Source organism: Dolichospermum heterosporum TAC447 (assembly GCF_024584745.1).
Lineage (GTDB): Bacteria > Cyanobacteriota > Cyanobacteriia > Cyanobacteriales > Nostocaceae > Dolichospermum > Dolichospermum heterosporum.
This window is the reverse complement of record NZ_CP099464.1, coordinates 591,590-617,267: the sequence shown is the minus strand read 5'-3', so window position 1 is coordinate 617,267 and position 25,678 is coordinate 591,590. Positions and strand designations below refer to the sequence as shown.

The 25,678-nt window shown below is 39.0% G+C and carries 26 protein-coding genes, 1 tRNA gene and 1 pseudogene; 11 read left to right on the top strand and 17 right to left on the bottom strand.

Features of this window, described 5'->3' with window-relative positions:
* Positions 1 to 19: 19 nt before the first annotated feature.
* Both NG743_RS02755 and NG743_RS02750 read right to left on the bottom strand, forming a co-directional pair.
* Entirely contained in the window at positions 20 to 172 is a 153-nt protein-coding gene (locus tag NG743_RS02755) for a hypothetical protein (protein ID WP_257121485.1), read from the bottom strand.
* A 231-nt stretch (positions 173 to 403) separates the two neighbouring features.
* Complete coding sequence (locus tag NG743_RS02750) at positions 404 to 760, bottom strand: hypothetical protein (protein ID WP_027400637.1); 357 nt, start codon at positions 758 to 760, stop codon at positions 404 to 406.
* Positions 761 to 967: 207 nt separating this feature from the next.
* Here NG743_RS02750 and dcm point away from each other — a divergent pair, with 207 nt between their 5' ends.
* On the top strand, positions 968 to 1,954 hold the full coding sequence (dcm, locus tag NG743_RS02745) for a DNA (cytosine-5-)-methyltransferase (RefSeq protein ID WP_257121484.1): 987 nt from the start codon (positions 968 to 970) through the stop codon (positions 1,952 to 1,954).
* Positions 1,955 to 2,132: 178 nt separating this feature from the next.
* Positions 2,133 to 3,266 carry a histidinol-phosphate transaminase gene (locus NG743_RS02740; protein WP_257121483.1) on the top strand — a complete coding sequence of 378 codons (1,134 nt, stop codon included), beginning with the start codon at positions 2,133 to 2,135 and terminating at the stop codon, positions 3,264 to 3,266.
* Between the two features lie 20 nt (positions 3,267 to 3,286).
* On the opposite strand, the gene NG743_RS02735 is transcribed toward NG743_RS02740, so the two are convergent.
* Entirely contained in the window at positions 3,287 to 3,793 is a 507-nt protein-coding gene (locus NG743_RS02735) for a hypothetical protein (protein WP_371316525.1), read from the bottom strand.
* Positions 3,794 to 4,078: 285 nt separating this feature from the next.
* Between NG743_RS02735 and NG743_RS02730 the strand changes: the two genes are divergently transcribed.
* A complete protein-coding gene (locus NG743_RS02730) occupies positions 4,079 to 4,327 on the top strand; it encodes a hypothetical protein (protein WP_257121481.1) in 249 nt (82 codons plus the stop codon).
* A 91-nt stretch (positions 4,328 to 4,418) separates the two neighbouring features.
* On the opposite strand, the gene NG743_RS02725 is transcribed toward NG743_RS02730, so the two are convergent.
* Positions 4,419 to 5,015, bottom strand: coding sequence for a GNAT family N-acetyltransferase (locus tag NG743_RS02725; RefSeq protein ID WP_027400639.1), 597 nt, complete (start codon positions 5,013 to 5,015; stop codon positions 4,419 to 4,421).
* Between the two features lie 555 nt (positions 5,016 to 5,570).
* On the opposite strand from NG743_RS02725, the gene NG743_RS02720 reads away from it, so the two are divergent.
* Positions 5,571 to 6,809 (top strand): hypothetical protein, encoded by a 1,239-nt coding sequence (locus NG743_RS02720; RefSeq protein ID WP_257121479.1) that lies wholly within the window; start codon positions 5,571 to 5,573, stop codon positions 6,807 to 6,809.
* Between the two features lie 50 nt (positions 6,810 to 6,859).
* Positions 6,860 to 6,930 (top strand) — tRNA-Gly (locus NG743_RS02715).
* 641 nt (positions 6,931 to 7,571) lie between these two features.
* Here the strand turns inward: NG743_RS02715 and cobJ are convergent.
* The 12 genes from cobJ to NG743_RS02655 form a co-directional block, all read right to left on the bottom strand.
* Positions 7,572 to 9,272, bottom strand: coding sequence for a precorrin-3B C(17)-methyltransferase (cobJ, locus tag NG743_RS02710; protein WP_257121478.1), 1,701 nt, complete (start codon positions 9,270 to 9,272; stop codon positions 7,572 to 7,574).
* A 649-nt stretch (positions 9,273 to 9,921) separates the two neighbouring features.
* A complete protein-coding gene (locus tag NG743_RS02705; protein ID WP_027400642.1) occupies positions 9,922 to 10,233 on the bottom strand; it encodes a hypothetical protein in 312 nt (103 codons plus the stop codon).
* Between the two features lie 46 nt (positions 10,234 to 10,279).
* On the bottom strand, positions 10,280 to 10,696 hold the full coding sequence (locus NG743_RS02700; RefSeq protein ID WP_257121477.1) for a PIN domain-containing protein: 417 nt from the start codon (positions 10,694 to 10,696) through the stop codon (positions 10,280 to 10,282).
* Entirely contained in the window at positions 10,693 to 10,968 is a 276-nt protein-coding gene (locus tag NG743_RS02695) for a hypothetical protein (protein WP_080683807.1), read from the bottom strand. Before NG743_RS02695 ends, NG743_RS02700 begins: the two co-directional genes overlap by 4 nt.
* A 159-nt stretch (positions 10,969 to 11,127) precedes the next feature.
* Positions 11,128 to 11,436: a HigA family addiction module antitoxin gene (locus tag NG743_RS02690; protein WP_027400645.1), complete on the bottom strand. Its 309-nt coding sequence runs from the start codon at positions 11,434 to 11,436 to the stop codon at positions 11,128 to 11,130.
* 177 nt (positions 11,437 to 11,613) lie between these two features.
* Entirely contained in the window at positions 11,614 to 12,165 is a 552-nt protein-coding gene (locus NG743_RS02685; protein ID WP_257121475.1) for a hypothetical protein, read from the bottom strand.
* A 222-nt stretch (positions 12,166 to 12,387) separates the two neighbouring features.
* Positions 12,388 to 12,699, bottom strand: coding sequence for a restriction endonuclease (locus tag NG743_RS02680; protein ID WP_236630438.1), 312 nt, complete (start codon positions 12,697 to 12,699; stop codon positions 12,388 to 12,390).
* 57 nt (positions 12,700 to 12,756) lie between these two features.
* On the bottom strand, positions 12,757 to 12,879 hold the full coding sequence (locus NG743_RS02675; RefSeq protein ID WP_257121474.1) for a hypothetical protein: 123 nt from the start codon (positions 12,877 to 12,879) through the stop codon (positions 12,757 to 12,759).
* 114 nt (positions 12,880 to 12,993) lie between these two features.
* Positions 12,994 to 13,230, bottom strand: a complete 237-nt coding sequence (locus tag NG743_RS02670; RefSeq protein WP_027400647.1) for a hypothetical protein — start codon at positions 13,228 to 13,230, stop codon at positions 12,994 to 12,996.
* A gap of 1,082 nt (positions 13,231 to 14,312) precedes the next feature.
* The gene (locus tag NG743_RS02665) at positions 14,313 to 16,580 is read right to left on the bottom strand and encodes a transglycosylase domain-containing protein (RefSeq protein WP_257121473.1); all 2,268 of its coding nucleotides are present in this window, start codon (positions 16,578 to 16,580) and stop codon (positions 14,313 to 14,315) included.
* 71 nt (positions 16,581 to 16,651) lie between these two features.
* Positions 16,652 to 17,113 (bottom strand): signal peptidase II, encoded by a 462-nt coding sequence (gene lspA / locus NG743_RS02660; RefSeq protein ID WP_027400649.1) that lies wholly within the window; start codon positions 17,111 to 17,113, stop codon positions 16,652 to 16,654.
* Between the two features lie 111 nt (positions 17,114 to 17,224).
* Positions 17,225 to 17,812, bottom strand: a complete 588-nt coding sequence (locus NG743_RS02655) for a biotin transporter BioY (RefSeq protein WP_027400650.1) — start codon at positions 17,810 to 17,812, stop codon at positions 17,225 to 17,227.
* Between the two features lie 30 nt (positions 17,813 to 17,842).
* Between NG743_RS02655 and NG743_RS02650 the strand changes: the two genes are divergently transcribed.
* The 6 genes and pseudogenes from NG743_RS02650 (at position 17,843) to NG743_RS02625 (ending at position 24,168) form a co-directional block, all read left to right on the top strand.
* On the top strand, positions 17,843 to 18,028 hold the full coding sequence (locus NG743_RS02650) for a type II toxin-antitoxin system HicB family antitoxin (RefSeq protein ID WP_035081131.1): 186 nt from the start codon (positions 17,843 to 17,845) through the stop codon (positions 18,026 to 18,028).
* A 414-nt stretch (positions 18,029 to 18,442) separates the two neighbouring features.
* Positions 18,443 to 19,597 carry a phosphate ABC transporter substrate-binding protein PstS gene (pstS, locus tag NG743_RS02645; protein ID WP_193962748.1) on the top strand — a complete coding sequence of 385 codons (1,155 nt, stop codon included), beginning with the start codon at positions 18,443 to 18,445 and terminating at the stop codon, positions 19,595 to 19,597.
* A gap of 45 nt (positions 19,598 to 19,642) precedes the next feature.
* Entirely contained in the window at positions 19,643 to 20,593 is a 951-nt protein-coding gene (pstC, locus tag NG743_RS02640; protein WP_193962749.1) for a phosphate ABC transporter permease subunit PstC, read from the top strand.
* A 135-nt stretch (positions 20,594 to 20,728) separates the two neighbouring features.
* Entirely contained in the window at positions 20,729 to 21,616 is an 888-nt protein-coding gene (pstA, locus tag NG743_RS02635; protein WP_257121471.1) for a phosphate ABC transporter permease PstA, read from the top strand.
* A 37-nt stretch (positions 21,617 to 21,653) separates the two neighbouring features.
* Positions 21,654 to 22,460, top strand: a complete 807-nt coding sequence (pstB, locus tag NG743_RS02630) for a phosphate ABC transporter ATP-binding protein PstB (protein WP_027400654.1) — start codon at positions 21,654 to 21,656, stop codon at positions 22,458 to 22,460.
* Between the two features lie 134 nt (positions 22,461 to 22,594).
* Positions 22,595 to 24,168 (top strand): annotated as a pseudogene (locus NG743_RS02625) (NAD(P)H-quinone oxidoreductase subunit 4).
* Between the two features lie 351 nt (positions 24,169 to 24,519).
* On the opposite strand, the gene NG743_RS02620 reads toward NG743_RS02625, so the two are convergent.
* Positions 24,520 to 25,563 (bottom strand): WD40 repeat domain-containing protein, encoded by a 1,044-nt coding sequence (locus NG743_RS02620; RefSeq protein WP_027400656.1) that lies wholly within the window; start codon positions 25,561 to 25,563, stop codon positions 24,520 to 24,522.
* Positions 25,564 to 25,678: the final 115 nt, after the last annotated feature.

Here is a 25,678-nt window from a genome sequence, read left to right as displayed (position 1 = left end):
GAACTTGAGCAAAATCTCGTTAGTTACGGGTAACAACTGTAGCATTTATAGATAGCGCAATCGCTGCAATTCGCATATCTTTTTGGATGCGATTTTTTCGTAATAGTGGATTATCTTTTAATAGTTTCCTGAGACAATTATCCGCTTCTGGTGTAAAGTCCGATATTTCCATAGTTTGGAGATATTTTACAGTAGTCGAAAATTTTGAATAAAGTTGAGGAAGATTATTTACTTGTGAAGGATCGTTAATTCTGTTAACCCAACCATTGAAGAGTTCTTAAACCGTGATAATTGTGACAGCTACCTGATGTTTTGCCGTGTTAGTGATCAGTTGGGGATGATTATAGAGAATTAGTGAAACACAATCTGTATCGAGAATATATAAATCAACCATCACTAACTTCTATAGATAATAGGAAGGATCAATTTCTGATTCATCATCTATAGTGCGTTCTGCGCGAATTGACTCTATAACGGCTGCAAAATCTGTATCATCTTTAAAGACACCAGCAAATTTCACCCAAGCTGGTTCTGAAGTGTTAATTGGTACTTTCCATGATACCGCTTCTATATTTTTTAATCTTTCTAAAAATGTAGCTTGAATTTGGGCGATCGCTGTTTCTCTTGTATCTGCTTGTACTCGACAGTCGGGAAATTCTCTAATAGATGCCACAATTTTTCCAGATGTGAGCGATTCTAGCAGAAGTGTCACATTGAGGTTGGTAAATACATCAGATTCGGCTAACTCTAAGTTGATCATCTTAAATTTTTTGATAGATGAACTATAGGTTTCCAATTGATTATATCATTAATTATGCGATTCCTACGGAGCGCTTCGCTATCGCTTAATTTAAGATCAAGAGCAATTACTGTGGTAGTTGCATAATTTATATGCTTGCTATACTATAAATTGCGTAAATTATACTTAATCACAACTCTTAACCAAGGATAAAACCGAAATCAAAAAATGATCAAATTTATAGACTTATTTAGTGGTACAGGTGGATTTAGATTAGCAATTGAAAAGATTTGTCATATTTATAAAATTCATTCTCAATGTGTTTTTTCCAGTGATATTGATATAAATGCCCAGAAAATCTATTCAGAAAACTTTGAAGAAACACCCATAGGAGATATTACAAAAATTGACGAAAATGATATTCCTGACCATGACATATTATTAGGTGGTTTTCCTTGTCAACCCTTTAGCATTTGTGGAGAACTAAAAGGATTTGAAGATACCAGAGGAACATTATTTTTTGATATTGCCAGAATTATTAAAAATAAACAACCGTCAGCCTTTATATTAGAAAATGTCAAACAATTACAAGGACATCAACAGGGGCAAACATTAAAAATAATTATTAATACCTTAAAAGAATTAGGCTATTATACAGATTATAAAATTCTCAATGCTCTTAATTTCGGTTTACCACAAAAACGAGAAAGAATTTTAATCGTCGGCTTAAAAAATCAGAATCATTATCATAACTTTAATTGGCCATTAATCAAAATGCCCATGCAGCCCTTGTCAGAAATATTAGAAAAATCCGTTGCTGAATTTTATTATGCTTCCGAAAAAATTCGCCAAAATCGGTTACAAAAAGTCAAAACTGAGCAAAAATATGAGCAACCAACAATATGGCATGAAAATAAATCTGGTAATATTAGTATACATCCTTATTCCTGTGCATTAAGAGCAGGAGCATCTTATAATTATTTATTAGTCAATGGCGAAAGAAGATTAACCGAAAGAGAAATGTTGAGGTTGCAAGGTTTTCCAGAATCTTATAAAATAGTGGGCAGTTACCAAACTATGCGAAAATTAACTGGTAATGCGATCGCTATTCCTTGTGTTGCTACTGTGATTGATTCTGTAATTAATGCAATATTAGTAAATCTGAATGTTAAAAAAAATTCTCATTCCCATACTCTGTATGGGAATGAAGTCTAGAAAGCTCTGCCCTGGCTTCATTTTCTCGTTTTTCTCGTTCCCATACTCTGTATGGGAATGAATTATAGAAGGCTCTGCCTTCATTCTCCATAACAGTAGAGGTAGAGCCTCTGTGATAGTATTCCCACTCAGAGACTGGGAACAAGATATATAATCACCAATTATCAATCAATGACAAATGCTTAAATTTATTCGTTCCGATTTATCCCAACTTAATGCTTATAAAGCTCATCCTGGTAGTGATAGTGCTGAACCAGTCGCCATCCAATTTGACAGACTAGATACTAATGAAAGTCCCTTAGATTTACCATCGGAAATCAAAGAAAAATTAGCTTGGACTTATCAACAACTTATTGAAACTAATCGTTATCCCGATGGTGGACACGAATCTCTAAAAAATGCCATTTCCCAGTATGTAAATGAATCAGCAAATCTGGCAAATTCAGCTTTCACCGCTGCGAATATTTCCGTCGGTAATGGTTCAGACGAATTAATTAGATCCCTATTAATTGCTACCTGTTTAGGGGGAGAAGGTTCTATATTAGTCGCCAATCCTACCTTTTCCATGTATGGAATTTTAGCTCAGACTTTAGGCATTCCTGTAGTTACAGTAGGCAGAAATCACAGCAACTTTGAAACTGATTTAACAGCCGCAAAATCGGCAATTTCCCAAACACAAAATCCGCCCATTCGCGTCGTTTTTGTCGTTCACCCCAATTCCCCTACCGCTAATTCTTTAACAGCAGCGGAACTAGAATGGTTAAAAAGTTTACCAGAAGAAATTTTAGTAGTTATTGATGAAGCTTACTTTGAATTTAGTCAAAGGACTTTAGCCGATGAATTATTACAACATCCTAACTGGATTATATTACGCACCTTTTCTAAAGCCTTTCGTCTTGCCGCCATGCGTGTAGGTTATTGTATCGCTCATCCAGAGGCGATCGCAATTTTAGAAAAAGTTCGTCTTCCCTACAATCTTCCCAGTTTTTCCATCGCCACCGCCCTCATGGCATTAGAAAATCGGCAACTTTTGCTAGAGTCAATCCCCCAAACCCTCAGCGAAAGAACCAAAATGATCACAGCCTTATCCGCACACCCAACCCTGGAAATTACACCCAGCAGCACCAACTTTATTTACTTGCGGATTAAAACCGATGACTCTCAATTATCAACCACCGTTTTAACAAATCTCAACCAAAAACTGAGAAATCAAGGGACTCTGATTAGACTTTTACCCAATGGCTTAAGAATCACTATCGGTACACCCGCAGAAAACACCCGCACCCTGGAGCGAATACAAGCATTATTGTAAAAGTAGCAACTAATTACCACTCATTCATATCCGGTATCAATACCTACACGACGAACAATCGTTACAGTTTGTGTTAACACACCCACTAACATTGCAAAAGCCTCATCTGGGATACAAGCCACTATTTCAGACGGGAAAAATACCTCAAACTGATCAAGAATCTTTTGTACTCGTTCTTTAGCAATCGGACTCTCCGTAATTTGTTTAATCAAGCGAATCCATTGTCGCCTAAGCAAATAAGCTTTCTGACGATCTTCATGGGATTCAGGAGTCAACAAAGAAAGATTGCCTATGGGTAAAATCCCTTGGCAATCACTATCATGATCTCCACCAATCGCTGCTCCAGGTCCGGCAAACTCCGCATGATATTCTTTAAAAAGTATTAACCCATTCCTTCTCCGACTATTAACCATAAAAACCTTGCCACCATGAATTAGTGTGAGGAGATTAGAGCCATTAAATTGCCCATTTCCATCTGGCATGATAATTTGGTTAATAACACTGTTTTGAATGTGATAGTTTGATATAAGTAGGTGAACACAATAAAACCAAACTGTGTAAAGAAACGTAAAATCGCCCAAACCCTCTTCACTCTTGCCTCTTGCCTTTTGCCTTGCCATAACGACAATTTTCAACGCCAACCTACTTACTGTTCTCTGATATTACTTGAACAGTATCATTTATTTCAGAAATAAACACGCACTTTTAGTTATTTTAATTATCCTATTCTATGGGATTAATGCTGGATTTCAATCAATCCAGAGTCAATACTCCTCGGTTAAGCCTAAAAAGTCATTATCCGGTAGGTTGAGTTGTGGAACGTATCCCTGACGGGAGGCGTATCCCTGCGAACTGCTTGCAGCAGCGCTTCGCGATCGCCGGAAGCATCAGCCATAACCCAACATTATCAAGGATTTGGTTGGGTTAAGCGACAGCAAAACCCAACCTTGTATCTTAGAGGGTGTTTGAAAAAGTTGTCTGTGAGGGCTAGAAGTATGGCTAACGCCACGCTATCAGGAGGTAGGGGCGCATGGCTTGCGCCCATTCGGGAGTATGGCTAACGCCACGCTACGCTATCAGCAAACCCTACTTAGGCACTTTCATGGAATCCAAAATGTGACTTTCTTCTGCCTTCCTTCTCTCCGACTTCTACTATATACGTTTATGCAGTAATATCTCCCGTGAGCGATTAAGGAAAAGCGCATCCCAGGGAGATTCAACCTTATGTACGCGATATGCTAACTTAAAATAAAGCTGACGGGCATGATGATTATGTTCTAAAACGTGGAGATATAAATCTTGAAATCCCCATTCCTGGGAAATTTGCTCACAGCGAATCAATAAACTAGAGCCTACACCCAGTCTACGGCAACCCGGATCAACAGCTAAATTAGATATATAAGGGAAACCCGGATTTACACCAATCCAAGGATAATTACCCCTAACACTCATTTCTATAGTTCCCATAATTTTCTGATTTTCAGTGGCAGTATCAACAGCAACTAAACAAATATGATGGGGTGTGGGAGAATTGAGCCGATGCCTTAGATCCTCATAAATACCTATACGAAACAAAGGTAAAGCCCAACTCCACAAACCTTCTTGGGAGTGAAAGCTTTCAGCCACAATTTGGGCAATACTTATTAGATCATCAGGTGTAGCTACGCGAATTTGGAGTTTTCCAATAGTTAGAGTCGCAGTTTCTCGGTTTACTGGGGGTTGGGTTGGGTTAAAAAACCAGGATTTCAAAGCTAGTTAGGGATTAATTTGATTGATTGCAGGAATAAGGTTGAAAGCCTTTTGGTGGCTGTTAATCCACAATATACTAGTACAACACGGCATAAATAAACCAACCATTCTAAATCGTTAAAAAGCCTATACTGTCTTCGTTTTGACTTTTGACTTTTGACTTTTGACTTCCGCCCTGCGGTACTAGCCACTCAGCGGCTTGGCTCCCTGAGAGAGTGAGGGTTGACTACATATTTCAGTTTTTTCTGTTCACCTACCTAGTTAGGATAACTTATTAATAACGTAGTAAAATCTATCTAAACTAGATATTTTAGCGGATGGGAGCTAAAAATTTTCCTAATTGAGAACTGGAGAGGCTGATAAGATAAATACTGAGTAGTGGATATGGGAATAATAACCTATAATGATCGCCATGTTCACCAGCCTGAAAGTAAGAAACTTCCGATTAAAAAAATATCCGGCTCTTGCGTCTCTTTTATGGTGATTGAGGATTGATTATCACAAAACCCTTATGGGACAAGGGTTATAAACAATTATCCCCATATTTTTAATAAAATGCCAACGTTGATCAATAATCATTTAAGCGATAGTTCAATTACATCTCAACCATTGAGACGACATAGTGATCCACCTTGGCTATGGACTGTTGTATGTATTGGTTCTGTCTCTCTTCATTTGTTAGTATTTTGGTTAATGCGTTCATCTAATGAATTTCAGGCTTGGTTTCCTCACTCTAACCAAAGTTCGATTCCCATTGATCTTATTGAAATTGCTTCCGAACCAAAATCCACAATTAAACATCAATCAACAACTCCCAAGATTAAACCGCAATCTTCTTTTTCATCTTCACCAAAATCACCACCCACTACACCCAACAATCAAAATGATGGTGAGATAATTTCTAAACTTCATTTAACAGAACAAGATAAAACTCAAAAGCCTGAAGTTAAAAAGCCTGAAGTTAGAAAAATTGAAGTTAAAAAGCCTGAAGTTAGAAAAATTGAAGTTAAAAAGCCTGAAGTTAGAAAAATTGAAGTTAAAAAGCCTGAAGTTAGAAAAATTGAAGTTAAAAAGCCTGAAGTTAGAAAAATTGAAGTTAAAAAGCCTGAAGTTAGAAAAATTGAAGTTAAAAAGCCTGAACCTGAAAAAACCGAAGTTGAAAAATCACGATTTAGACAACAATTCTATCCCACAAACCCAATACCAGAAGCAACACCAGAAGCAACACCAATAATTCCAGATAGTGAACTTCCCTGGAATCGTCGTCAAGAAGTGAAACTAGGAAAGGGAACTCTCCTCCGTCAAGATATTCCTACTGATTCCCCAACTCCCACAGCAGAACCTTCCGTAAATCCTAACCGAGAACCAGAAGCGTCCCCAACCACCAATGGAGGGGGTGCTATAGCTACCGTTAGTCCTCTACTCAAAGAAGAAGTTAGTGAATTAATACAACAAAAACAACTCATAACCGATGCTTTACCAGATGTTATAGCTGAATACAAAGGAAGTACAGAAAAAGATTTAGAGGCTAGTATACTTCCCAGCGATGAGGATCTCAAACCAGCAAATATACTGGCTAGTTTAGTAATTGATAAAAATGGAAAATTTCAACAAGCGATAATCATCACGATTGAACCCGCCGCACTCCGCAGCCAAGCAAATATTTATGAACAAGCACTTAACCAGATATTTGCACAAGAAAGTTTTCTTGCTGCTTATAATCAAGACGGATCAAAACCAGATTTAAGCAATTTATATATTCGTCTCAAAATTAAATTCATAAATTCTCCATAACTACTTGCAATTTTATAAAAGCCATGTTATCTTAATTAAGTCAGAAGCACGCGGGTGTAGTTTAGTGGTAAAACTCCAGCCTTCCAAGCTGATCATGCGGGTTCGATTCCCGCCACCCGCTTCTTGAGAAAAAAATAGTTCGACTGCTCACCTTATGGAGAAATAAGAGGGAACTCTTAAGTAATTGGACAAAAATATTTACAGTCATTGCGAGGGAAGGGAAGCAATCACAACCCTTGGAATTGCTTCATTTCACTTCGTTCCATATGGCTAACGCCACGCTGCGCTAACGCAATAACATTGTGTAATTAATTCTGTCTCACTACTTAGCTGGGAACAGATAAGAAACACTCATTTGCTGAGTTTAAGGCTTCAGTCAAGAAAAAGATGTTTTTAAAAGATGCGTAGCACGAGAAAAAACAGTGTCATTATTTCAATCTCATATTTTTAAACATGAGTTTTTTCTGTTCCCTGTTGCCAGTTCTCTGTTCCCTTTGAATGAATTTTCAATATATAATTGTCATTTTTTTTCTAAGAATTTATAATAAGTAAAATGTCCGCAAGGGCGGACATTATCAGGGCTTCTGTCACTTTTATTGGCTACAATCATGTCTGAAACATGATGTTTTTATTGTTGATGATGAGAATAAAAAAATCAAGTCTTTCTCAGATATAAACTAGACATAATTAAGAGAGTTATATCTTAAAGGAGTCAGGAGAAAGGAAGAAAGAAGAAGGATATTATGTTTAATAGAAAAAACATCATTCCTGAGAATTATATCGGCGGGAAGTATAAACCCAAATATTATGATCTTGCTGGATTTGTCGAGTGTGGGAAGAACCAATAATAATGACAGTTCGCATATCCGCTAATGCTGGTTCTAATTCCTTTAGAGTCGTAACCTGGACTTCTTCTCCCTTTCTTCCTAAATTTCGTCCCAACACAACTGGGGTATCAGGTTTGCGGTGTTCCATTAAAATCTTTTTCGCGGCGGCTAGTTGCCAAGTGCGTTCTTTTGATACAGGGTTATAGAAAGCAATGACAAAATCACTTTTAGCCGCAGCGGTAATTCGTTGAGCGATAATTTCCCAAGGTTTCAAAATGTCAGAGAGAGAAATCACACAGAAATCATGCCCCAAAGGCGCACCAATAGTGGCTGCTGCGGCTTGCATAGCCGAAATACCAGGGGCGACTTGAATATCAATGGTTTGCCATTCTGGTTTATGATATTGCTCTAAAACCTCAAACACTGCCGCTGCCATTGCGTAAATACCGGGGTCGCCAGAAGATACAACTGCTACATATTTTCCCGATGCAGCTAAATCTAGCGCCTGATATGCCCTCTCTGCTTCCACGCGGTTATCTGATTCATGAACACGCTTACCATCTGCGAGATGTCCAATTAAATTAATATAAGTTTTATAACCGACTAAATCCGTCGCTGATGCCAAAATTTCCTTTACCTGGGGTGACATCCATTGAGATGCACCAGGACCTGTACCAATAATCGCTAATTTGCCCTGGGGTTGTCCAATGGTGTCAGGGTTGATAATTTGCGTGGAAATGGCAACAGCTATCTGGGAAAATGGGGATGATACAATTCGACTATCTGCACCTGTAGCCGCCAAAACCAATTCCGTTAATTCATTGGTGGGTAGGAAGCGGGTAGGAACTCCCAAAGTTGTCGCTATAGAGTGAAGTTGGGAATTGTTCGCCAGTTGTAGCGGTGCAAATATTCCTGACACTGCGGCAGGTGCTAAATTAGATGCTGCGAGGATTTGGTGAATTTGAGTGATTGTATCTGGTTCTGGCTTGGTGAGAGCGATCGCAATTTTCCCAGGATGATAAACTAAACAATTAGGATCAGAATTACCCAAATTTTCAGTAATTTGAATAATTAACTCACCATTTTCATCAATAGGTAAATTACTCTCACTCAACCAAGGTGCTATTCCTTGTAATTTAACTTTTCCCCCAGCTAATAAATCAGCAATAAATTTTTTCCCATGTTCTGGGTTAGCTAAATGATATCCAGCAGGAGGAGATAACAAAGCAGTGTGAAAGCGGATATCTCCCGTTGTGGTAATTGCTGGTTGGATATTCAGTGCTGACCCCACCTGACGCGCTAAATCATTTACACCACTTAAACCACCCAAAAGCGGAACAACAGCGCTACCATCTTCAGCTACAGCTAAAACTGGCGGTTCTTGTCCCTTGTCAGTTAACAATGGTGCAATTGTTCTAATTAGAATCCCCGCCGCACAAATACCAATTATCGGTGTACCAGCAGCGAATAATTCTCTTAAAGTTTCGCCAAAATTGGTAAAGCTAATATCAACATCATGAGTCCGATTAACCAAACCGTATAATTTTGCACCAGCTAAGACATTAGTAATTTTTCGCCCCACTGTAACGCTATTTTGACTCAAGACCACAACCGCAGGGCATACCCTAATATTCATAAAAATTTTTAATCTTGTAAATCCTTAAATTTTGGGCGTTGCTGAATATACTCTAAACGGCTTAATCGTTTGATTCTATAGGTAGGGGTAAAGCAAGAGCTTCATTGGTGTCAACTTAAGCTCAAATCCTGATGATATCTCGTTCCCAGTCTCTGACTGGGAATGCTATTACAGAGGCTCTGCCTCTGTTTTCATAGAAGGCAGAGCCTTCTAGAATTCATTCCCATACAGAGTATGGGAACGAGAAAGGGTGAAACTGATATTTTACAAGGCTTTCACGTTAAGTTGACACCAATGAAGCTCTTGCTTTACCCCTACACATCTAGCTTTTTTGTTATTTTGTAAAAATTCAAATCTCCGCCGTTTTTAGTATAACTTTAGATAACATCCTGGCTCAGTCAACGACAAAAACTTAGGAATGTGAATTAAGGGACTTCCAATTAAAAGAATACCCAAAAATTTCTTGTGGTGCAGGACGAATTGCCCGCTAATCATCAAGGACGGGCAGGATGCCCATCCCACAAAATTGGGTAATTTATTTTTTGGTGTTCCCTAAATTAAATAAATTGCAAAAGTAGGGTGTGTTAGCGACAGCGTAACGCACCATTCCCAGTTTAAATCAGAATTGCAGGTTATTAAATTTGCATTCCTAACTATCCATCAGCTTGATCAAAATTGCTTCTAGTCTTTTTAAAGCAGCATTGGTTGATTTTTGATTCTCTGCAAAATTGCTTTGGAGAGTAGCAAGGTTAGTATCTAATCTTCCTACCGTTTCATTTAGTCCTACTACCACATCGTTAAGGATGGCATTTCTCCCCAAAACACTGGTAGCAGTTCCCATAAAGTCATCAACCTTATATATCAGTTCCGTCAGGTTAACTGCTGTAGTTTCCTGTTGAACTGCCACGCGCTCTAATATCGCTTCTATCCGGTCTAATCTATCTACTGGTGGTGTATTCATATTGTTATTGTTGGGTTTCCTTGCGTCAACCCAACCTACTACTAATTTACTCAGAAAGCATTTTCAAGAACTCTTCTGGCAACATTGCCGGCACTAAGGAAGCTACAAAATCAGCTTTATTGCGGGTGACAATTATTTCTAAACCTGCGGACATTGCTGCTGCACTTGTCACCGCATCTTCAAAATCTTTAATTGGACTTTGCAATACTTGGTGAATTACTTGATTTGTAACGCTGGCAATTTGAATATGTTGCAATAAGTTTTCTATTAATTTACGTGCTGCTTCGCTACCAATTTGACGGCGTAAAATATAGAAAATATTAGTAACAGCGTGTCCAGAAACAAAGCCTTGCACCTGTTTTTTCATAACTGTATTTAATGCTTGTGCTGAAGCAACAACAAACGGTTGACGCTGTGCTAATATATCCAGCAAAACATCGCTGTCAAATAATACCTGTTTCAACTATATTTCTCCTCTAGGTAATTAACATAACTTTCCTCTGGATTTTCTGAATCTAAGCGAATTACACCTATTAGGCTTTGTGTCCAGGGGTCAAGTTCAGATAAGGTTTCTAGGGTAGGTTGAGGAGGAATAGAAGATAGTGTTTCTTGTTGAATTGATGCTAGTAAGGTTTGTACAAGAGTCCAGCGTTCTTTGATTGGTAATTCCAATACCTGTTCTTGCAATTCTTGTAATTTAATCATTACTTTGCGGTTAACTTGATTATTCGCCATTATATACTCAAAACGGCTAGAAGCCGGGCTTTTTTATCATACAAAGAACAAGTTCAAAGCCTCTCCCCGTTGCGGGGAGAGGTTTGGAGAGGGGTTTCATATTTGGTTAAACTATTAACCGTTTTCAGTATAACAGGTCAGAAGATACAGCACTTTGTGTTAATCTGTTCCTAGTAAAGAATAAGGAATAATTTGATTTAAAATTTCTCCTAAATTTCTTTTTGCTGCCATTATTTCATAAGCATTTTGCAATCGTAAGAAATAACCATCTGAAAGTCTAAAATAGCGACAAAGGCGTAAATCTATATCTGCTGTCATTTTAAGTTTACCTGTAATAATTCCTTGAATAGTAGGATAAGTTAAACCTAAATTAACAGCTAAAGTATTTTCGCTGATGTCTAATTCTTCTAAAAATTCATATTTTAAAATTTCACCAGCATGGGGATTATGCAGTAAGTTATTTTCCATGACATTTTCTCCTAATGGTAATCCACTATTTCTACATTATAAGCATTTCCATTTTCCCAAAAGATCCCCGACTTCTTTTCAAGATTTTTCTATTCAACAAATAATTAATCTTAGAAGTCGGGGATCTGAAAAATGATGTTGGGTTTCCTTGCGTCAACCCAACCTACAAATATATAGTTAGTTAATTGCCACAAAAGACGGAATAAGTGATGATAAAAATTCTATTATTTCTTGTATTAATGAATGTTGTTGTAATATCTTAATTTCTTCATCATTGATATTGCTAAATATTTTCTCACTAATTGATTGTTCTTTACCTAAAACTGTCTCTAAAAATTCTTTAGGTTTACTTTGCGCTAGTTGCCATTCTAAATCATTAAATTCACGTTGGGTGATTTTTTCAATTAATAGTTTATTTTGGAGAAATATAATTTCTATTTCGGGAATAGCTAAAGATACTTGAAAAGGGGTTTTAGCCGCAGCACGACGTAATAAATAATTAACTAAATCCCTTTTTTCAAATACTTGAGATTCGTTATCTGTATTAGCATCTAAAATTAATATTACAGGAATATGTCTAGTAGCAATCAGGGAACTTGCTAATGATCTTACTTCATACTGACTTTCACCTACTACTATTTTCACATCTTGAATTAAATTTTTGGGCAGTAATTTTTCTAGGATTTCTTGGTTTTTATTACCTTCTAATACTATATAAGATAAAGTCATGATAGAACCTCTGTTTTAATGTTGTAATTAGCTAGTCCTTGTTCAACACAAATACGATATTTTTTGATTAATGCTCTACGTATACACTCATTTTCTAAAGAATATTGGCTCTTGCGTCTCTTTTATGGTGATTGAGGATTGATGATAACAAAACCCTTACGGGACAAGGGTTATAAACAATTATTTCCATATTTTCAATGAAATGCCTACACAATAGGGCTTTCAATGATTTTGAACCAGGGTTTCCATAAAAATAACCGAAGAACCAGAATATTTAATTTCTTCTCCTCCCCACAATAGAATAGTTTGAGGTGCAACAAATCCAGCTAAGGTTTCCGATGCTTCTGTAAATCCACTACGACTAAATATACTCCCAATAGTTGCTGCTGGTCTGCGTAATAGTTGATTTCTTAACTTGGCTATAGGTTCAATTTTAACAGGTTTTGCTGTATCTTTACATTCTATTATACAAGATAAGCCATCTGCATAAACTACTCCGTCAATTTGTTCTATTTCTTCTCCATCTAAATACACGCTGTAAGGCCAGGTTACTTCAGATTTATTAAGTTGAAATGCTCGTAAAATGAGATATTATAATGCTTTACCTGCATCCCAATTTGGTGTATTACCTGATTCAATTTCTGACCATAATTTGATTAAATCATCCCAGTTATAGGTAGTAATTCTTGCTTTATATTCTGCATTTGTGGTCATGATTCTATCTGAAGTTTCGTATGTTGTAGCTTATTATCATTAATTTTACGTTACGCTGTTATTGATTATTGTTGGGTTTCCTTGCGTCAACCCAACCTACTAAATTACAAAAGCCTAATTACCAAGTAATTCTCTTCTACGTTGCTCCCGTTCCTGTTGCTGAACCCTTGCGCGGGTTTCTTGATATTTGTCTACTGCTTTTTCAGATTCATCATATAGTGAAAATCTCAATTTATCATTTCCTAAAAGAGAAATTACTTCTCTTCTTTGTGGTTTATCAAGTTTAAGAAACCATTCGATAAAAGCTTTTAAAATTACATCTCTTGAACCTGATACTTCCTTGTAAGCCATAACACAAGAAGGGCAAACATATATTTTAACCTCTTATTAGAATTTTAAAATCAGGTTTTTAAGCCTCTCCAATATTAAATGTTATTCCTCTCCTCTTAGAAGGTGTTTGAAAAGTCATGATTGCTGTATCGAATATTTTACCCCTCCCTAACCCTCCACTTATAAAGGCTATCGTGTACACACAAGTTAAATTACCCCCCTTATAAAGGGGGGATTAAGGAAAAATTAGTTCCCTCCCCAAAGCATCGGGGAGGGTTAGGGTGGGGTAAGTAATTGGACAAAAATATTTACAGTCATTGCGAGGGAAGGGAAGCAATCACAACCCTGGCGATTGCTTCATTTCACTTCGTTCCATATGGCTAACGCCACGCAACGCTTACGCAATGACATTGTGTAATTAATTCTGTCTCACTACTTAATTTGAGGAATAATGGTGATTCGATAACTTGTGTGTACACCGTAGCCTTGTAAAGGGGAAAGGGGGTAACAATGTGATGAAAATTACGGGATACCACTTTTCAAACATCCTCTTAGGGACTTCCAAATAAAAAAATACTCAACCACCTAACGCAAAAATCTCTCAAACCCTTATTCCTCTGTGTCCTCTGCGCCTCTGTGGTTCGTTAATCAGGATAATTTATTTCTTGGAAGTCCCTTAGAAGAGGGTTAGGGAGAGGTTCACCAGAGGGGTTAAAAATTATTGGTCGAACCCACGTTTATTTAATTAAAAGCATAAGTGCTTATGCACAAAAGATAATTCTTCACATGTGATGAAAATTACGGGATACCACTTTTCAAACATCCTCTTAGGGACTTCCAAATAAAAAAATACTCAACCACCTAACGCAAAAATCTCTCAAACCCTTATTCCTCTGTGTCCTCTGCGCCTCTGTGGTTCGTTAATCAGGATAATTTACTTCTTGGAAGTCCCTTAGAAGAGGGTTAGGGAGAGGTTCACCAGAGGGGTTAAAAATTATTGGTCGAACCCACGTTCATTTAATTAAAGGCATAAGTGCTTATGCACAGAAGATAATTCTTCACCCCGACTTCTAGCCATAACGAAAAGACTTTTTTAACAAACCCTACTTAGTAATTTTACCCATATAATTACCCCAAAGTTGTGCCGCTTGGCCGCTGCTGCCGGAAGTAGGTGAATTATTATCATTTCCTAGCCAAATGCCGGTGACAAGTTGACGACTAGGAATAAAACCAATAAACCAGAGGTCAACATTATCATTTGTGGTTCCGGTTTTACCTGCTTCGCCTAAACCAATAGCCGCGCTACGACCTGTACCACTGGTAATTACTCCCCGCATCATAGTAGTCATTTGATTGGCAACTGCTGGTTTTAGCACTTGTTTAGAACCATTTGGATCTGTATCGAAGGAGTAAATCACCCGACAGGTTTCAAAATCTTTAAGATCCTTGCAATCACTACTGTCACGGATTTTACTAATAGCATGAGGGGGATTCCAGACTCCACGATTACCAATTGCCCCAAATGCCCCGGTCATTTCTAACACATTAACCACACTTTGACCTAATACCAAACCGGGTACTGCCTCAAGATTGGATTTAACACCCAACCGCTGCGCCATATCTACGACTTTATTCAAACCAATTTCCTTGGCTACCCGCAAAGCAATGGGGTTTTCTGACATTGCCAAACCAGTGGCTATGTCTAAACTACCACCAGCACCAGCCCGACAGGGTTTATAGGTAAAACCTTGCCAAGTTAAAGGACTGCAAGAATAACTTCTATAGGTCGAAAACCCTTTTTCTATAGCCGCAGCGTAGGCAAAAATTTTAAAGGTAGAACCTGGTTGTCTTTGGGCTTGAACGGTGCGATTAAACTGGCTTTTTTTGTAATCAGTCCCGCCTACCATAGCCACAATACTCCCGGTTTTTGAGTCCAGAGTTACCATTCCTCCTTGGGAAAAGCCAAAATTTGAGCCGGCTTTGGTGACGGAATTTTTTAACTCAGCTTCGGCTTTGGCTTGGATAGTTGGATCAAGTTGGGTTTCGATGATATAGTTACCCTCTCTAGCTGCTGCTGGACCTAGCCTTGATGTGAGTTCTTGAAAGACATAATCATAGAAATAGGGGGCAATGGTTTTGGCTTGCCTTTCGCAAACTTTGGGGCTAACTTGAACGGTAGAACGGCGAGCGCGGTTGGCTTCTTCTTGGGTAATTTTGCCCATTTCTAGCAGTCGTTTAATGACTCGATTGCGGTAGTCGGCTGCACCGAGTTTCCGGGGACCACTGCCACAAAAATCGAAGGCATTGGGGGCGGGTAAAATCCCTACTAAGGTGGCTGCTTCCGCTAGGGTTAATTCTTTGGCGGATTTGTTAAAATAATATTTGGCTGCATCTTCAAAGCCGGAAGTGTCTGCACCTAAAAATACCCGATTTAAGTAAGTTAGTAAAATATCGTCTTTGCTGTAAAAGGTTTCTAGTTTGAGGGAGACGACGGCTTCCTTAACTTTCCGTCCTAAAGAGTCTTGACTGCCTACATATTCCCGGAATAAACTTCGAGCTACTTGTTGGGTAACTGTACTTGCCCCCTGTTGAACGTCACCGCTACGACTGTTGATAAGTACGGCTCGCAATACACCCAAGGGGTCTACCCCAAAGTGCCAGTAGTAGCGACTATCTTCCGAGGCTACGACCGCAGCAGCTAAATATGGTCCAAAGTCTGATAATTGTTTCAGGTCTACGTGGGCGATATTACGGGGTTCACGGAGTGGGGTTGAGCCATCACGGGCATAGACAACGACAGGGGCGCGAGTGGCTGTAGGTAGGGGTCTAACGGAAAATTTCAGCCATTCTGCACCTATGGCTAAGGCAATTAAAGCCGTGACACCACCGACTCCATAGGCTGTCCAGGTGGCAGCTTTGACATACCAGGCTGGTGGGTCTATGTATTGAATACTCACAGCATCAGCTAGATCCTGTGGTCCTAAGTTAATGATATCTCCATGACGCAGTTCTAGGGTATTTATCCGCCTTTTGCCAAGATAAATACCGTTGGTGGAGTTTTCGTCTTTGATTGTGAAAACGGGGGTGTTTTGGGTGGAGTCCCGCGATAATGAGAGGTGAACTGTGCTGACAAGTGGATTACGGACGACGATATCACAGGATTTTGAACTCCGTCCTAGTATATAGCGATCGCCTAATAAATCATATTCTTCTTCTTGGTTCCCGCCGGCATCATGGACGAATAGTTTTGGTACTTTAGCATTGGGTTTGAGCTTCATGGAGAAGTTGACTCTAGCATGAATGGTGCTGACCGCTTGAGTTACTTGACCAATTATAGTTTTTGGCTTTTGAGGAGGTTGGGGAAAACTCATAAACAATTGCAAGTTAAAAGTTAAAAATTAACGGGAAAGTAGGGGAATTTCCAAAAGAAGAATTAAATTTTTTAATTACTTGGTGTTTTTTTCCATGAGGCAATTAACAAGCAGACTATACCAATACTAATAAAAGAATCAGCCATATTAAACACGGCAAAATTAATTAACCGAAAATCAAGAAAGTCAATGACATACCCTAGTATAAATCTATCAATACCATTGCCCATTGCTCCCCCTAAAATCAAACCATAACCCATTTGCTCCCAAAAACTTAACAATGGTCCAGTTAATGCAATGGTTATCAATACTAAACTAACACCCAAAGATAGCCAGCGTAACCATTCTACTTTGCCACTTAATAAACTAAAGGCTGCACCTGTATTAGTCACATAGGTAAAATGAAATATCCCGCTTAACAGTGGTAGTGTTTGTCCTGGGTTAAAGGTCTTCACTACCCAGTATTTTGTCAGTTGGTCTAATAGAAATGCTATCAGAGCGGCAATCCAGAAGAAGCGATTTTTTATACGCATGATAAATTTGTTGGGTGTCAGTTGTTCTTTGTCAGTTGTCAGTTGTTTTTTCTTGCTACTGACCAATGACCACTGACCAATGACCACTGACCAATGACCAATGACCAATGACTAATAAAACATTATATGTCGCAGCACATAAGCTACTATGGTAACGGCACAAACAACCACTAGTTGTCCTGGCAGTGCAAAGCAGGAGTATTTAAGAATAGCTTGAATCAGTGATAGATTGTCTGTTCCTCTCCAGGGTAAGATATAACTGATGATTAAATAAGCAATACCGCAGACGTGAACGGTGAATAAGCCACAAAGACAACTAAAAGCTAGAGTTTCTAGCCGAGGTCGAGCTTTAAAGGCTAAATATCCACAAATCCAAGCTCCGGGAATAAATCCCAGTAAATAGCCAAACTGAGATAGTTTAACATAACCGATACCGCCTCCTTCGGCAAATACAGGTAATAAGGTTAATCCCATGACTAAATAGGCAATTTGCGAGAGCGCACCAGCATTTCGACCTCCTAAACAGCCTACCAGTAGGACTGCACCAATTTGATAGCTGACACCTAGTGAAAGGGTTTGAATTCCGTGCTGACTCCAGTTCCAAGGTGAGGTAACACCATAAGCTTCCAGGAAAGTACCACCCATTGTGAGGAGCAAGCCTATCATAGACCATAGCAGTTGATTCGAGGCAGCAAACATTGATTAGGCGCAAGGGTTAATTAACAGTAGGTGCAAGGTCAAGAAGTTTACAATTACACCGTCATTCTCGCAAAGGAGAAAAACGGAAATGATCATGCTTTTTGTCCTCTTTTTCAGGGCTGTCTTTCTCAAGGAGATACTTTTGAAGAAGCGATCGCTAATATAACAGAAATTGTCAAATTATACATTGAAATTCTCCTAAGTAGGGTTTGCTGAATAAGTTGCCTGTGAAGGCAGGGAACAGGGAACAGGGAATAGGCAATAGGCAAGAGGCAAGAGGTAATAGGCAATAGGCAATAGGCAATAGTAAAGACGTTTTCAGCGATTTTACGTTTCTTTACACAGTTTGGTTTTATTGTGTTCACCTACTTAGGGACTTCCAATTAAAAAAATACCCAAAAATTTCTTGTGGTGCGGGACGAAAAGCCCGCTAATCATCAAGGACGGGCAGGATGCCCATCCCACGAAATTGGGTAATTTATTTTTTGGTGTTCCCTTAATGGATAATCAACCTATCTTTAAGAGGATGTTTGACAAGTTTTTAGTGAATATAATGAAATCCCAGATGCACTGACCCGAACTGGAGGCTTGATCAACTCAAATAGGATTGCTCTACTTAAAATCAGTTTCATGAAAAATCATCGCCTGATAGTTGCAATATCTGTATTAACAGTAGTAATTAGTCTATCAGCTTGTGGAGAAACTAACTCAAAGAATCCAACTATAAGTGAGTCTCCTGGTAAAACGACAAATACAACTACTGCCAATTCTAGGAAACTAGATTTAGGAGGTAATATGGAATTAATAGGTGCGGGTGCTTCTTTTCCTGCCCCACTTTATCAAACTTGGTTTACAGAGTTAAACAAAAAATATCCCAATTTAAAAGTTAATTATCAGTCTGTGGGTAGTGGTGCGGGTGTTGAGCAGTTTACCCAAGGAACATTAGACTTTGGCGCTAGTGATGTAGCAATGAAGGATGAAGAAATTAACAAAGTTCCGGCAGAAAAAGGTGTGCTACTATTACCTCTAACTGCGGGTAGTATTGTCCTCGCTTATAATTTGCCAGAAGTTCCTCAACTCCAGTTATCACGAGCAGTTTACACTGATATTTTCTTAGGTAAAATTAAATTTTGGGATGATCCGGCGATCGCTAAAATCAATCCTAATGTAAAATTACCAAAAGAGGAAATCAAAGTTATTTATCGGGCTGATGGTAGTGGAACTACGGGCGTTTTCACCAAACATCTTAGTGCCATTAGTCCAGAATGGAAAACTCAGGTAGGTGAAGGTAAAAGTGTAAAATGGCCGATAGGAGTTGGTGCTAAAGGTAATGAAGGTGTCACCGCCCAAATTCAACAAACTCAAGGTTCTATTGGTTATGTAGAATATGGCTATGCTAAGGAAAGTAAACTCAAATTTGCATCTTTAGAAAATAAATCCAACCAGTTTGTTTTAGCTTCTGAAGAATCAGCATCTAAAACTCTAGCATCAGTAACTTTACCAGAAAATCTTCGTGCTTTTATTGCCGACCCTGAAGGGGCAGAATCCTACCCAATAGTAACTTATACTTGGATTCTCGCCTATAAAAAATATACTGATGCCGGCAAAGCTAAAGCAATGGAAGCAACTATTGAATATGCTTTAACTGATGGACAAAAGATAGCTAGTGAATTAGGATATGTCCCCTTACCAGCCAATGTAATTAATAAAGTCGCAGCAGCGGCTGATCAAATTAGTCCTGATTATCATATTTCTGTTGGTGCTAATTCTCAAGGTAAGAGGTAGGGGCGCAGGGCCTGCGCCCTTGGTCAGGAGTCAGGAGTCAGGAGAATGACTATAAACTTTCCAGAAGATCCATTAACCACGAAAAACCGTTCAGAAATAGATAGAAATCTAGATCAGAGTTTTATTTGGATAACCCGAATTTTTGCCCTAGCGATCGCTGCTATTCTATTATGGATTGCCTTGCAAATTACTACTAGTGCTTTACCAGCTATCCAAAAATTCGGGATTAATTTCTTTTTTACCAGCAGTTGGAACCCTGTTAATAATGAATATGGGGTACTCCCAGCAATTTACGGAACTCTCATCAGTTCTTTAATTGGACTGATTTTAGCCCTCCCTATTGGTGTAGGAACAGCAATTTTATTGAGTGAGAATTTCCTCCCCCCCCAGGTAAATTTAGTCCTGGTATTTTTAGTAGAACTCCTAGCGGCTATTCCCAGTGTTGTTTATGGAGTCTGGGGAATTTTTGTGTTAATCCCTGTGTTAAAAAATCTAGGCACATGGCTACATACTTATCTAGGCTGGTTGCCAATTTTTAGTTCTGCACCCACTGGACCAGGGATGTTACCAGCAGGAGTAATATTAGCAATTATGATTTTGCCAATTATCACGGCTATCTCTCGTGATGCCTTGATTTCTGTGCCTTCAAGTTTGCGTCAAGCCGCTCTAGGAATAGGTGCAACCCGTTGGGAAACCATTTTTCAAGTTATTATCCCTGCTGCCTTTTCTGGCATTGTCAGTGCGGTAATGTTGGCACTTGGGAGGGCAATGGGTGAAACAATGGCTGTGACAATGTTAATAGGTAATGCTAACAATATTCATATCTCTCTCTTAGCACCATCAAATACGATTTCTTCTTTATTGGCAAATCAATTTGCGGAAGCTAATGGGTTACAAGTTGCTGCTTTAATGTATGCAGCTTTAGTTTTATTTATCTTAACAATGATCGTCAATATTCTGGCGGATTTTATTGTGGCACGAGTGGGGCGAATTTAGAATGCATAAGATCCCCGACTTCTTTTATTTATTGTGTCCAGAAACTATAAATTGATGTTAGAAGTCGGGGATCTGAGGATAAACGCAGATAATTTTGTGTTTTATGAAATTAGTAAAAGTTATATTGGTTAAATTATGAATTCTTTGTTTCCGCAAGGAAGCCTAACTCGTTCTCTTTCGTCTCCTCGAACATTGGTTAATATGGTCATGACTGGATTAGCTTTTGTCTGTGGAGTTTTGGCACTGATTCCTTTATTGGCAGTGCTTTATTATGTAGTAATTAGAGGGTTTAGTAGTTTAGACATCCATATTTTTACACAGTTGCCACCTCCTCCCTTTGGTAAAAATGGCGGCTTTGGGAATGCCATTTTGGGAACATTATTAATGGTAGGAATTGCTGCTATAATTAGTGTTCCTGTTGGTGTGTTGGCGGCAATTTATTTAAGTGAGTTTAGTTCTCAAAGAATTGCCAGATGGATACGTTTCGCTACTAATGTTCTCAGTGGAGTTCCCTCGATCATTGCTGGGGTATTTGCCTATGGAATTGTGGTTTTAACCTTGGTAAAGCTGAATTTAGGCTCTTACTCAGCCCTGGGTGGTGGAGTCGCCCTAGCAATTTTGATGTTACCGATTATTGTGCGAACTACAGACGAGGCATTGCAATTAGTGTCTCAAGATTTACGGCAAGCATCTATTGGACTAGGAAGCACTAATTTGCAAACTGTGATCTTGGTGGTATTACCAACTGCATTACCTGCAATTGTCACTGGTTCTATTTTAGCGATCGCTCGTGCGGCTGGAGAAACTGCACCATTAATATTTACGGCTCTTTTTTCTTCTTTTTGGCCAGATAGTATCCTCAAACCAACTGCTTCTCTAGCAGTTTTAGTATACAATTTTGCCACTTCTCCCTATCAAACTTGGCAATCTTTAGCTTGGGCTGCGTCTTTAATTCTTGTATTCATGGTTTTAATTACTAGTATTATTGCTCGCTGGGTTACTAGAAAAAAAGATTTAATTTAGCTATCACCAAAAAAACTTTTCCATCAAGCCCGATTTTATGAATACTATCATTAGCACAATTAATGGAACTGAATCGGTTTTACGCACAGAAAACTTAAATATCTATTATGGCAATTTTTTGGCTTTACAAAATGTTTGGTTAGATATTCCTAAAAATCGAGTCACCGCTTTTATCGGTCCTTCCGGTTGTGGTAAAACTACCTTATTGCGATGTTATAATCGGCTAAATGATTTAATTGACTCATTTAGACCCGAAGGTAAAGTTTATTTCTACGACAAAAATATCTATGCACAGAATATTGATCCTGTAGAAGTGCGAAGACGCATTGGTATGGTATTTCAAAAACCCAACCCCTTCCCCAAGTCAATTTATGAAAATATTGCCTTTGGTGCGAGAATCAATGGCTACAGAGGTGATATGAATGAATTGGTGGAACGGAGTTTGCGACAAGCAGCTTTGTGGGATGAAGTCAAGGATAAATTGCGACAAAATGGTTTATCCTTATCCGGTGGACAACAACAGCGTTTATGTATTGCGCGGGCGATCGCTGTGCAACCAGAAGTTATCCTGATGGATGAACCATGTTCTGCCCTTGATCCTATTTCTACTGCACGGATAGAAGAACTAATTCACGAACTCAAAGAACAATATACCATCGTCATTGTCACCCACAATATGCACCAAGCATCACGAGTATCTGATAAAACCGCGTTTTTTAACGTTAAAGCTTCCGAAACAGGTGGACGTAGTGGCTACTTAGTAGAGTACAACTCAACTGAGATGATTTTCAGTGATCCTCAACAGGAAGACACCAAAGCTTACATTAACGGTAAATTTGGTTAATTCTTTTATCTAAAATTAACTTAAATTGAGCATCTATGTTAACCTTGTGGCTGTAATCCTTGATTTAAGGTGATTTAGAAGTTATTAGATACTAACTTGTTACCAAACGTGATTTTAATAGCAGATTAATTGTGATGAATATAGCTAATTTCCCGTGGCTGACGACGATTATTTTATTTCCCATAGCCGCATCACTACTCCTTCCCATTATCCCAGATAAAGATGGAAAAACCGTGCGCTGGTATTCTCTCATTGTCGGGTTGATAGATTTTGTCCTCATTGTCTGCGCTTTTTATACTGGATACGATTTCTCTAATCCCGATTTGCAACTGGTGGAAAGTTATCCCTGGGTTCCGCAATTGGGCTTAAATTGGTCTTTAGGGGTTGATGGCTTATCCATGCCCTGGTTCTATTAACAGGATTCATTACCACCCTGGCAATCTTAGCAGCTTGGCCTGTAACACTAAAGCCGAAATTGTTTTATTTCCTAATTTTGGCAATGTATGGCGGTCAAATTGCCGTTTTTGCCGTCCAGGATATGCTGTTATTTTTCCTGGTGTGGGAACTGGAACTTGTCCCCATATACTTCCTCCTGTCAATTTGGGGAGGGAAAAAGCGTCAATATGCAGCGACTAAATTTATTTTGTACACCGCTGGCGGTTCGCTGTTTATTTTGCTGTCTTCCTTGACAATGGGGTTTTATGGCGATACAGTGACATTCGATATGCGATCGCTCGCATTAAAGGATTTTGGACTCAATTTACAACTTTTACTCTACGCCGGCTTCCTGATTGCCTACGCTGTCAAGCTGCCCATTATCCCCCTCCATACCTGGCTACCAGATGCCCACGGTGAGGCTACAGCCCCAGTGCATATGTTACTAGCAGGTATTTTGTTAAAAATGGGTGGTTATGCCTTAATTCGCATGAATGCCCAAATGCTACCCGATGCCCACGCTTACGTTGCACCAGTGTTAGTGGTTTTGGGGGTAGTAAATATCATCTACGCTGCCCTAACTTCCTTTGCCCAAAGGAATTTAAAACGGAAAATTGCCTACTCTTCAATTTCCCACATGGGCTTTGTTCTCATTGGGATTGCCTCTTTCACCGACTTGGGTTTAAGTGGCGCAGTTTTACAAATGGTTTCTCACGGCTTAATTGGGGCAAGTTTGTTCTTTTTAGTCGGTGCAACTTACGATCGCACACACACCCTCATGTTAGATGAAATGGGTGGTGTCGGTAAGAAAATGCAAAAGATTTTCGCCATGTTTACAACTTGTTCAATGGCTTCTTTAGCATTACCAGGAATGAGCGGTTTTGTCGCCGAATTAATGGTATTTGTCGGCTTTGCCACTAGCGATGCTTATAACTCGACATTTAAAGTTATTGTCATTTTCTTGATGGCTGTTGGTGTGATTTTAACGCCAATTTATCTCCTTTCAATGTTGCGCGAAATTTTCTACGGACAAGAAAATGAAGAGTTAGTTTCTCATCAGAATTTGATAGATGCTGAACCCCGTGAAGTCTTTATCATTGCTTGTTTGTTGATACCTATTATTGGTATTGGTTTTTATCCCAAATTGCTAACCCAAATGTACGACGCTACAACTGTACAATTAACAGCAAGATTGCGTGATTCTGTACCAACCTTAGCCGCAGCCAAAGCAGTACAAAATGTCTCTTTGAGTGCGCCGATAATTGGTAATTAATTTGTAATTGCAACTGGGGTGGGTTTGATACCTAAACCCCCTGTGGTTGCCCCAAATACCGGGGTAGGCACGGGGGCGATACCCCTACATCTAAATCTAAGTAGGTTAGCATTGAAAATCGTCGTTATGGCAAGGCAAAAGGCAAGAGTGAAGAGGGTTGAGGCGATTTTACTTTTGTTTACACAGATTTGTTTTATTGTGTTCACCTACTTAGGGACTTCCAATTAAAAAAATACCCAAAAATTTCTTGTGGTGCGGGCATCTTGCCCGCTAATCATCAAGGACGGGCAGGATGCCCATCCCACAAAATTGGGTAATTTATTTTTTGGTGTTCCCTTAAACCAATTAATTTTAATTCTCGCCAGAAGTTGACCAAATTATTAATTCACCTTGTTCACCACCAGCGGCTAATAATTGTCCTTGGGGATGCCAAGATAGAGTAGAAACTCCGGCTTCAGTGTCAGTAAAAATCTGTGAAACTTCTTTGTTCTCATTCCACAAACATAGCCAACCGTCAGCACCAGCAGAAGCGAGAATAAAACTTTGGGGTGCAAAAGCGATCGCATTAATGATATCCAGGTGATTAGTTAATACTTGCGCTTCCCAGCCTACAGATTCATCTACCGACTTCTCCCATGCTACTATGCCATCAACGCTAGAAACAGCCAAAATGGGCGCATCTGTGGGAGTTTTTATGTCTGACCAAGCTAGATGACGAATTTTCCCTGGAAAACCCCGCATCACCCAAGGATCAGGATGTTCCCATTGTAAAACAGTCAGAGTCCGGTCCATATTTCCAGATGCCAAATACTTACCATCATCAGACCAAGCCATTGCTGTACTGACGGTAGACAGAGGAAGAATAAATGGTTCATCATCCCAATCTTGAGTAGACCAGATTTTTATGCCTTTATATCCATTAATAGCCAAATATTTGCCATCTTTACGCCAATCAATTCCCAAAATAGAGGAATCATTAAAGTTAAGAGTTGTAACAACTTCTAATGTGTCTGCATCCCAAATTTGCACATAACGACCTAGACTAAAAGCTAATTGGTTATCGGTGTGACTCCATGCTAATTGGTCAACCCAAATCGGGGCATTTTCTAAAGTGCTAATTAATTTATTTCCGCACCAAATTTTCACTTTTCCATCTTGTCCACCAATAGCTAAATATTTACCGTCGTGGGAAAAAGCCAAACAATTTACCGCTTTATCTGTCGCTGTTTGTAAAGTAGTTAATTCGCCATTTTCCCATAAAACAACTTCTCCAGCAGCCGAACTAGCTGCAAGTATTTCACCGTCAGCAGACCAAGCCAAAGCAGTCACATAATCTGCAAGTTTTGTAGAATAATGTTTTGTAAATTCTGGAGATTTATTAATTGTTAAGTTCATAGTTGTGATATTTTATTTTTACAGCAATTCGCCAAACCTTTAGGGGCGAGGAAACCCCGCCTCCATTAGACATCTGGTGAAAATTAAATATGCGTGACATGAAACCCCTGTAGAG

What these genes read in the sequence shown, in the direction of transcription:
- NG743_RS02755 (WP_257121485.1), bottom strand. Translation starts at nt 172, where the DNA reads ATGGAAATATCGGACTTTACACCAGAAGCGGATAATTGTCTCAGGAAA.
- NG743_RS02750 (WP_027400637.1), bottom strand. Translation starts at nt 760, where the DNA reads ATGATCAACTTAGAGTTAGCCGAATCTGATGTATTTACCAACCTCAAT.
- dcm (WP_257121484.1), top strand. Translation starts at nt 968, where the DNA reads ATGATCAAATTTATAGACTTATTTAGTGGTACAGGTGGATTTAGATTA.
- NG743_RS02740 (WP_257121483.1), top strand. Translation starts at nt 2,133, where the DNA reads ATGCTTAAATTTATTCGTTCCGATTTATCCCAACTTAATGCTTATAAA.
- NG743_RS02720 (WP_257121479.1), top strand. Translation starts at nt 5,571, where the DNA reads ATGCCAACGTTGATCAATAATCATTTAAGCGATAGTTCAATTACATCT.
- cobJ (WP_257121478.1), bottom strand. Translation starts at nt 9,272, where the DNA reads ATGAATATTAGGGTATGCCCTGCGGTTGTGGTCTTGAGTCAAAATAGC.
- NG743_RS02705 (WP_027400642.1), bottom strand. Translation starts at nt 10,233, where the DNA reads ATGAATACACCACCAGTAGATAGATTAGACCGGATAGAAGCGATATTA.
- NG743_RS02695 (WP_080683807.1), bottom strand. Translation starts at nt 10,968, where the DNA reads ATGGCGAATAATCAAGTTAACCGCAAAGTAATGATTAAATTACAAGAA.
- NG743_RS02690 (WP_027400645.1), bottom strand. Translation starts at nt 11,436, where the DNA reads ATGGAAAATAACTTACTGCATAATCCCCATGCTGGTGAAATTTTAAAA.
- NG743_RS02685 (WP_257121475.1), bottom strand. Translation starts at nt 12,165, where the DNA reads ATGACTTTATCTTATATAGTATTAGAAGGTAATAAAAACCAAGAAATC.
- NG743_RS02675 (WP_257121474.1), bottom strand. Translation starts at nt 12,879, where the DNA reads ATGACCACAAATGCAGAATATAAAGCAAGAATTACTACCTATAACTGG.
- NG743_RS02670 (WP_027400647.1), bottom strand. Translation starts at nt 13,230, where the DNA reads ATGGCTTACAAGGAAGTATCAGGTTCAAGAGATGTAATTTTAAAAGCT.
- NG743_RS02665 (WP_257121473.1), bottom strand. Translation starts at nt 16,580, where the DNA reads ATGAGTTTTCCCCAACCTCCTCAAAAGCCAAAAACTATAATTGGTCAA.
- lspA (WP_027400649.1), bottom strand. Translation starts at nt 17,113, where the DNA reads ATGCGTATAAAAAATCGCTTCTTCTGGATTGCCGCTCTGATAGCATTT.
- NG743_RS02655 (WP_027400650.1), bottom strand. Translation starts at nt 17,812, where the DNA reads ATGTTTGCTGCCTCGAATCAACTGCTATGGTCTATGATAGGCTTGCTC.
- pstS (WP_193962748.1), top strand. Translation starts at nt 18,443, where the DNA reads ATGAAAAATCATCGCCTGATAGTTGCAATATCTGTATTAACAGTAGTA.
- pstC (WP_193962749.1), top strand. Translation starts at nt 19,643, where the DNA reads ATGACTATAAACTTTCCAGAAGATCCATTAACCACGAAAAACCGTTCA.
- pstA (WP_257121471.1), top strand. Translation starts at nt 20,729, where the DNA reads ATGAATTCTTTGTTTCCGCAAGGAAGCCTAACTCGTTCTCTTTCGTCT.
- pstB (WP_027400654.1), top strand. Translation starts at nt 21,654, where the DNA reads ATGAATACTATCATTAGCACAATTAATGGAACTGAATCGGTTTTACGC.
- NG743_RS02620 (WP_027400656.1), bottom strand. Translation starts at nt 25,563, where the DNA reads ATGAACTTAACAATTAATAAATCTCCAGAATTTACAAAACATTATTCT.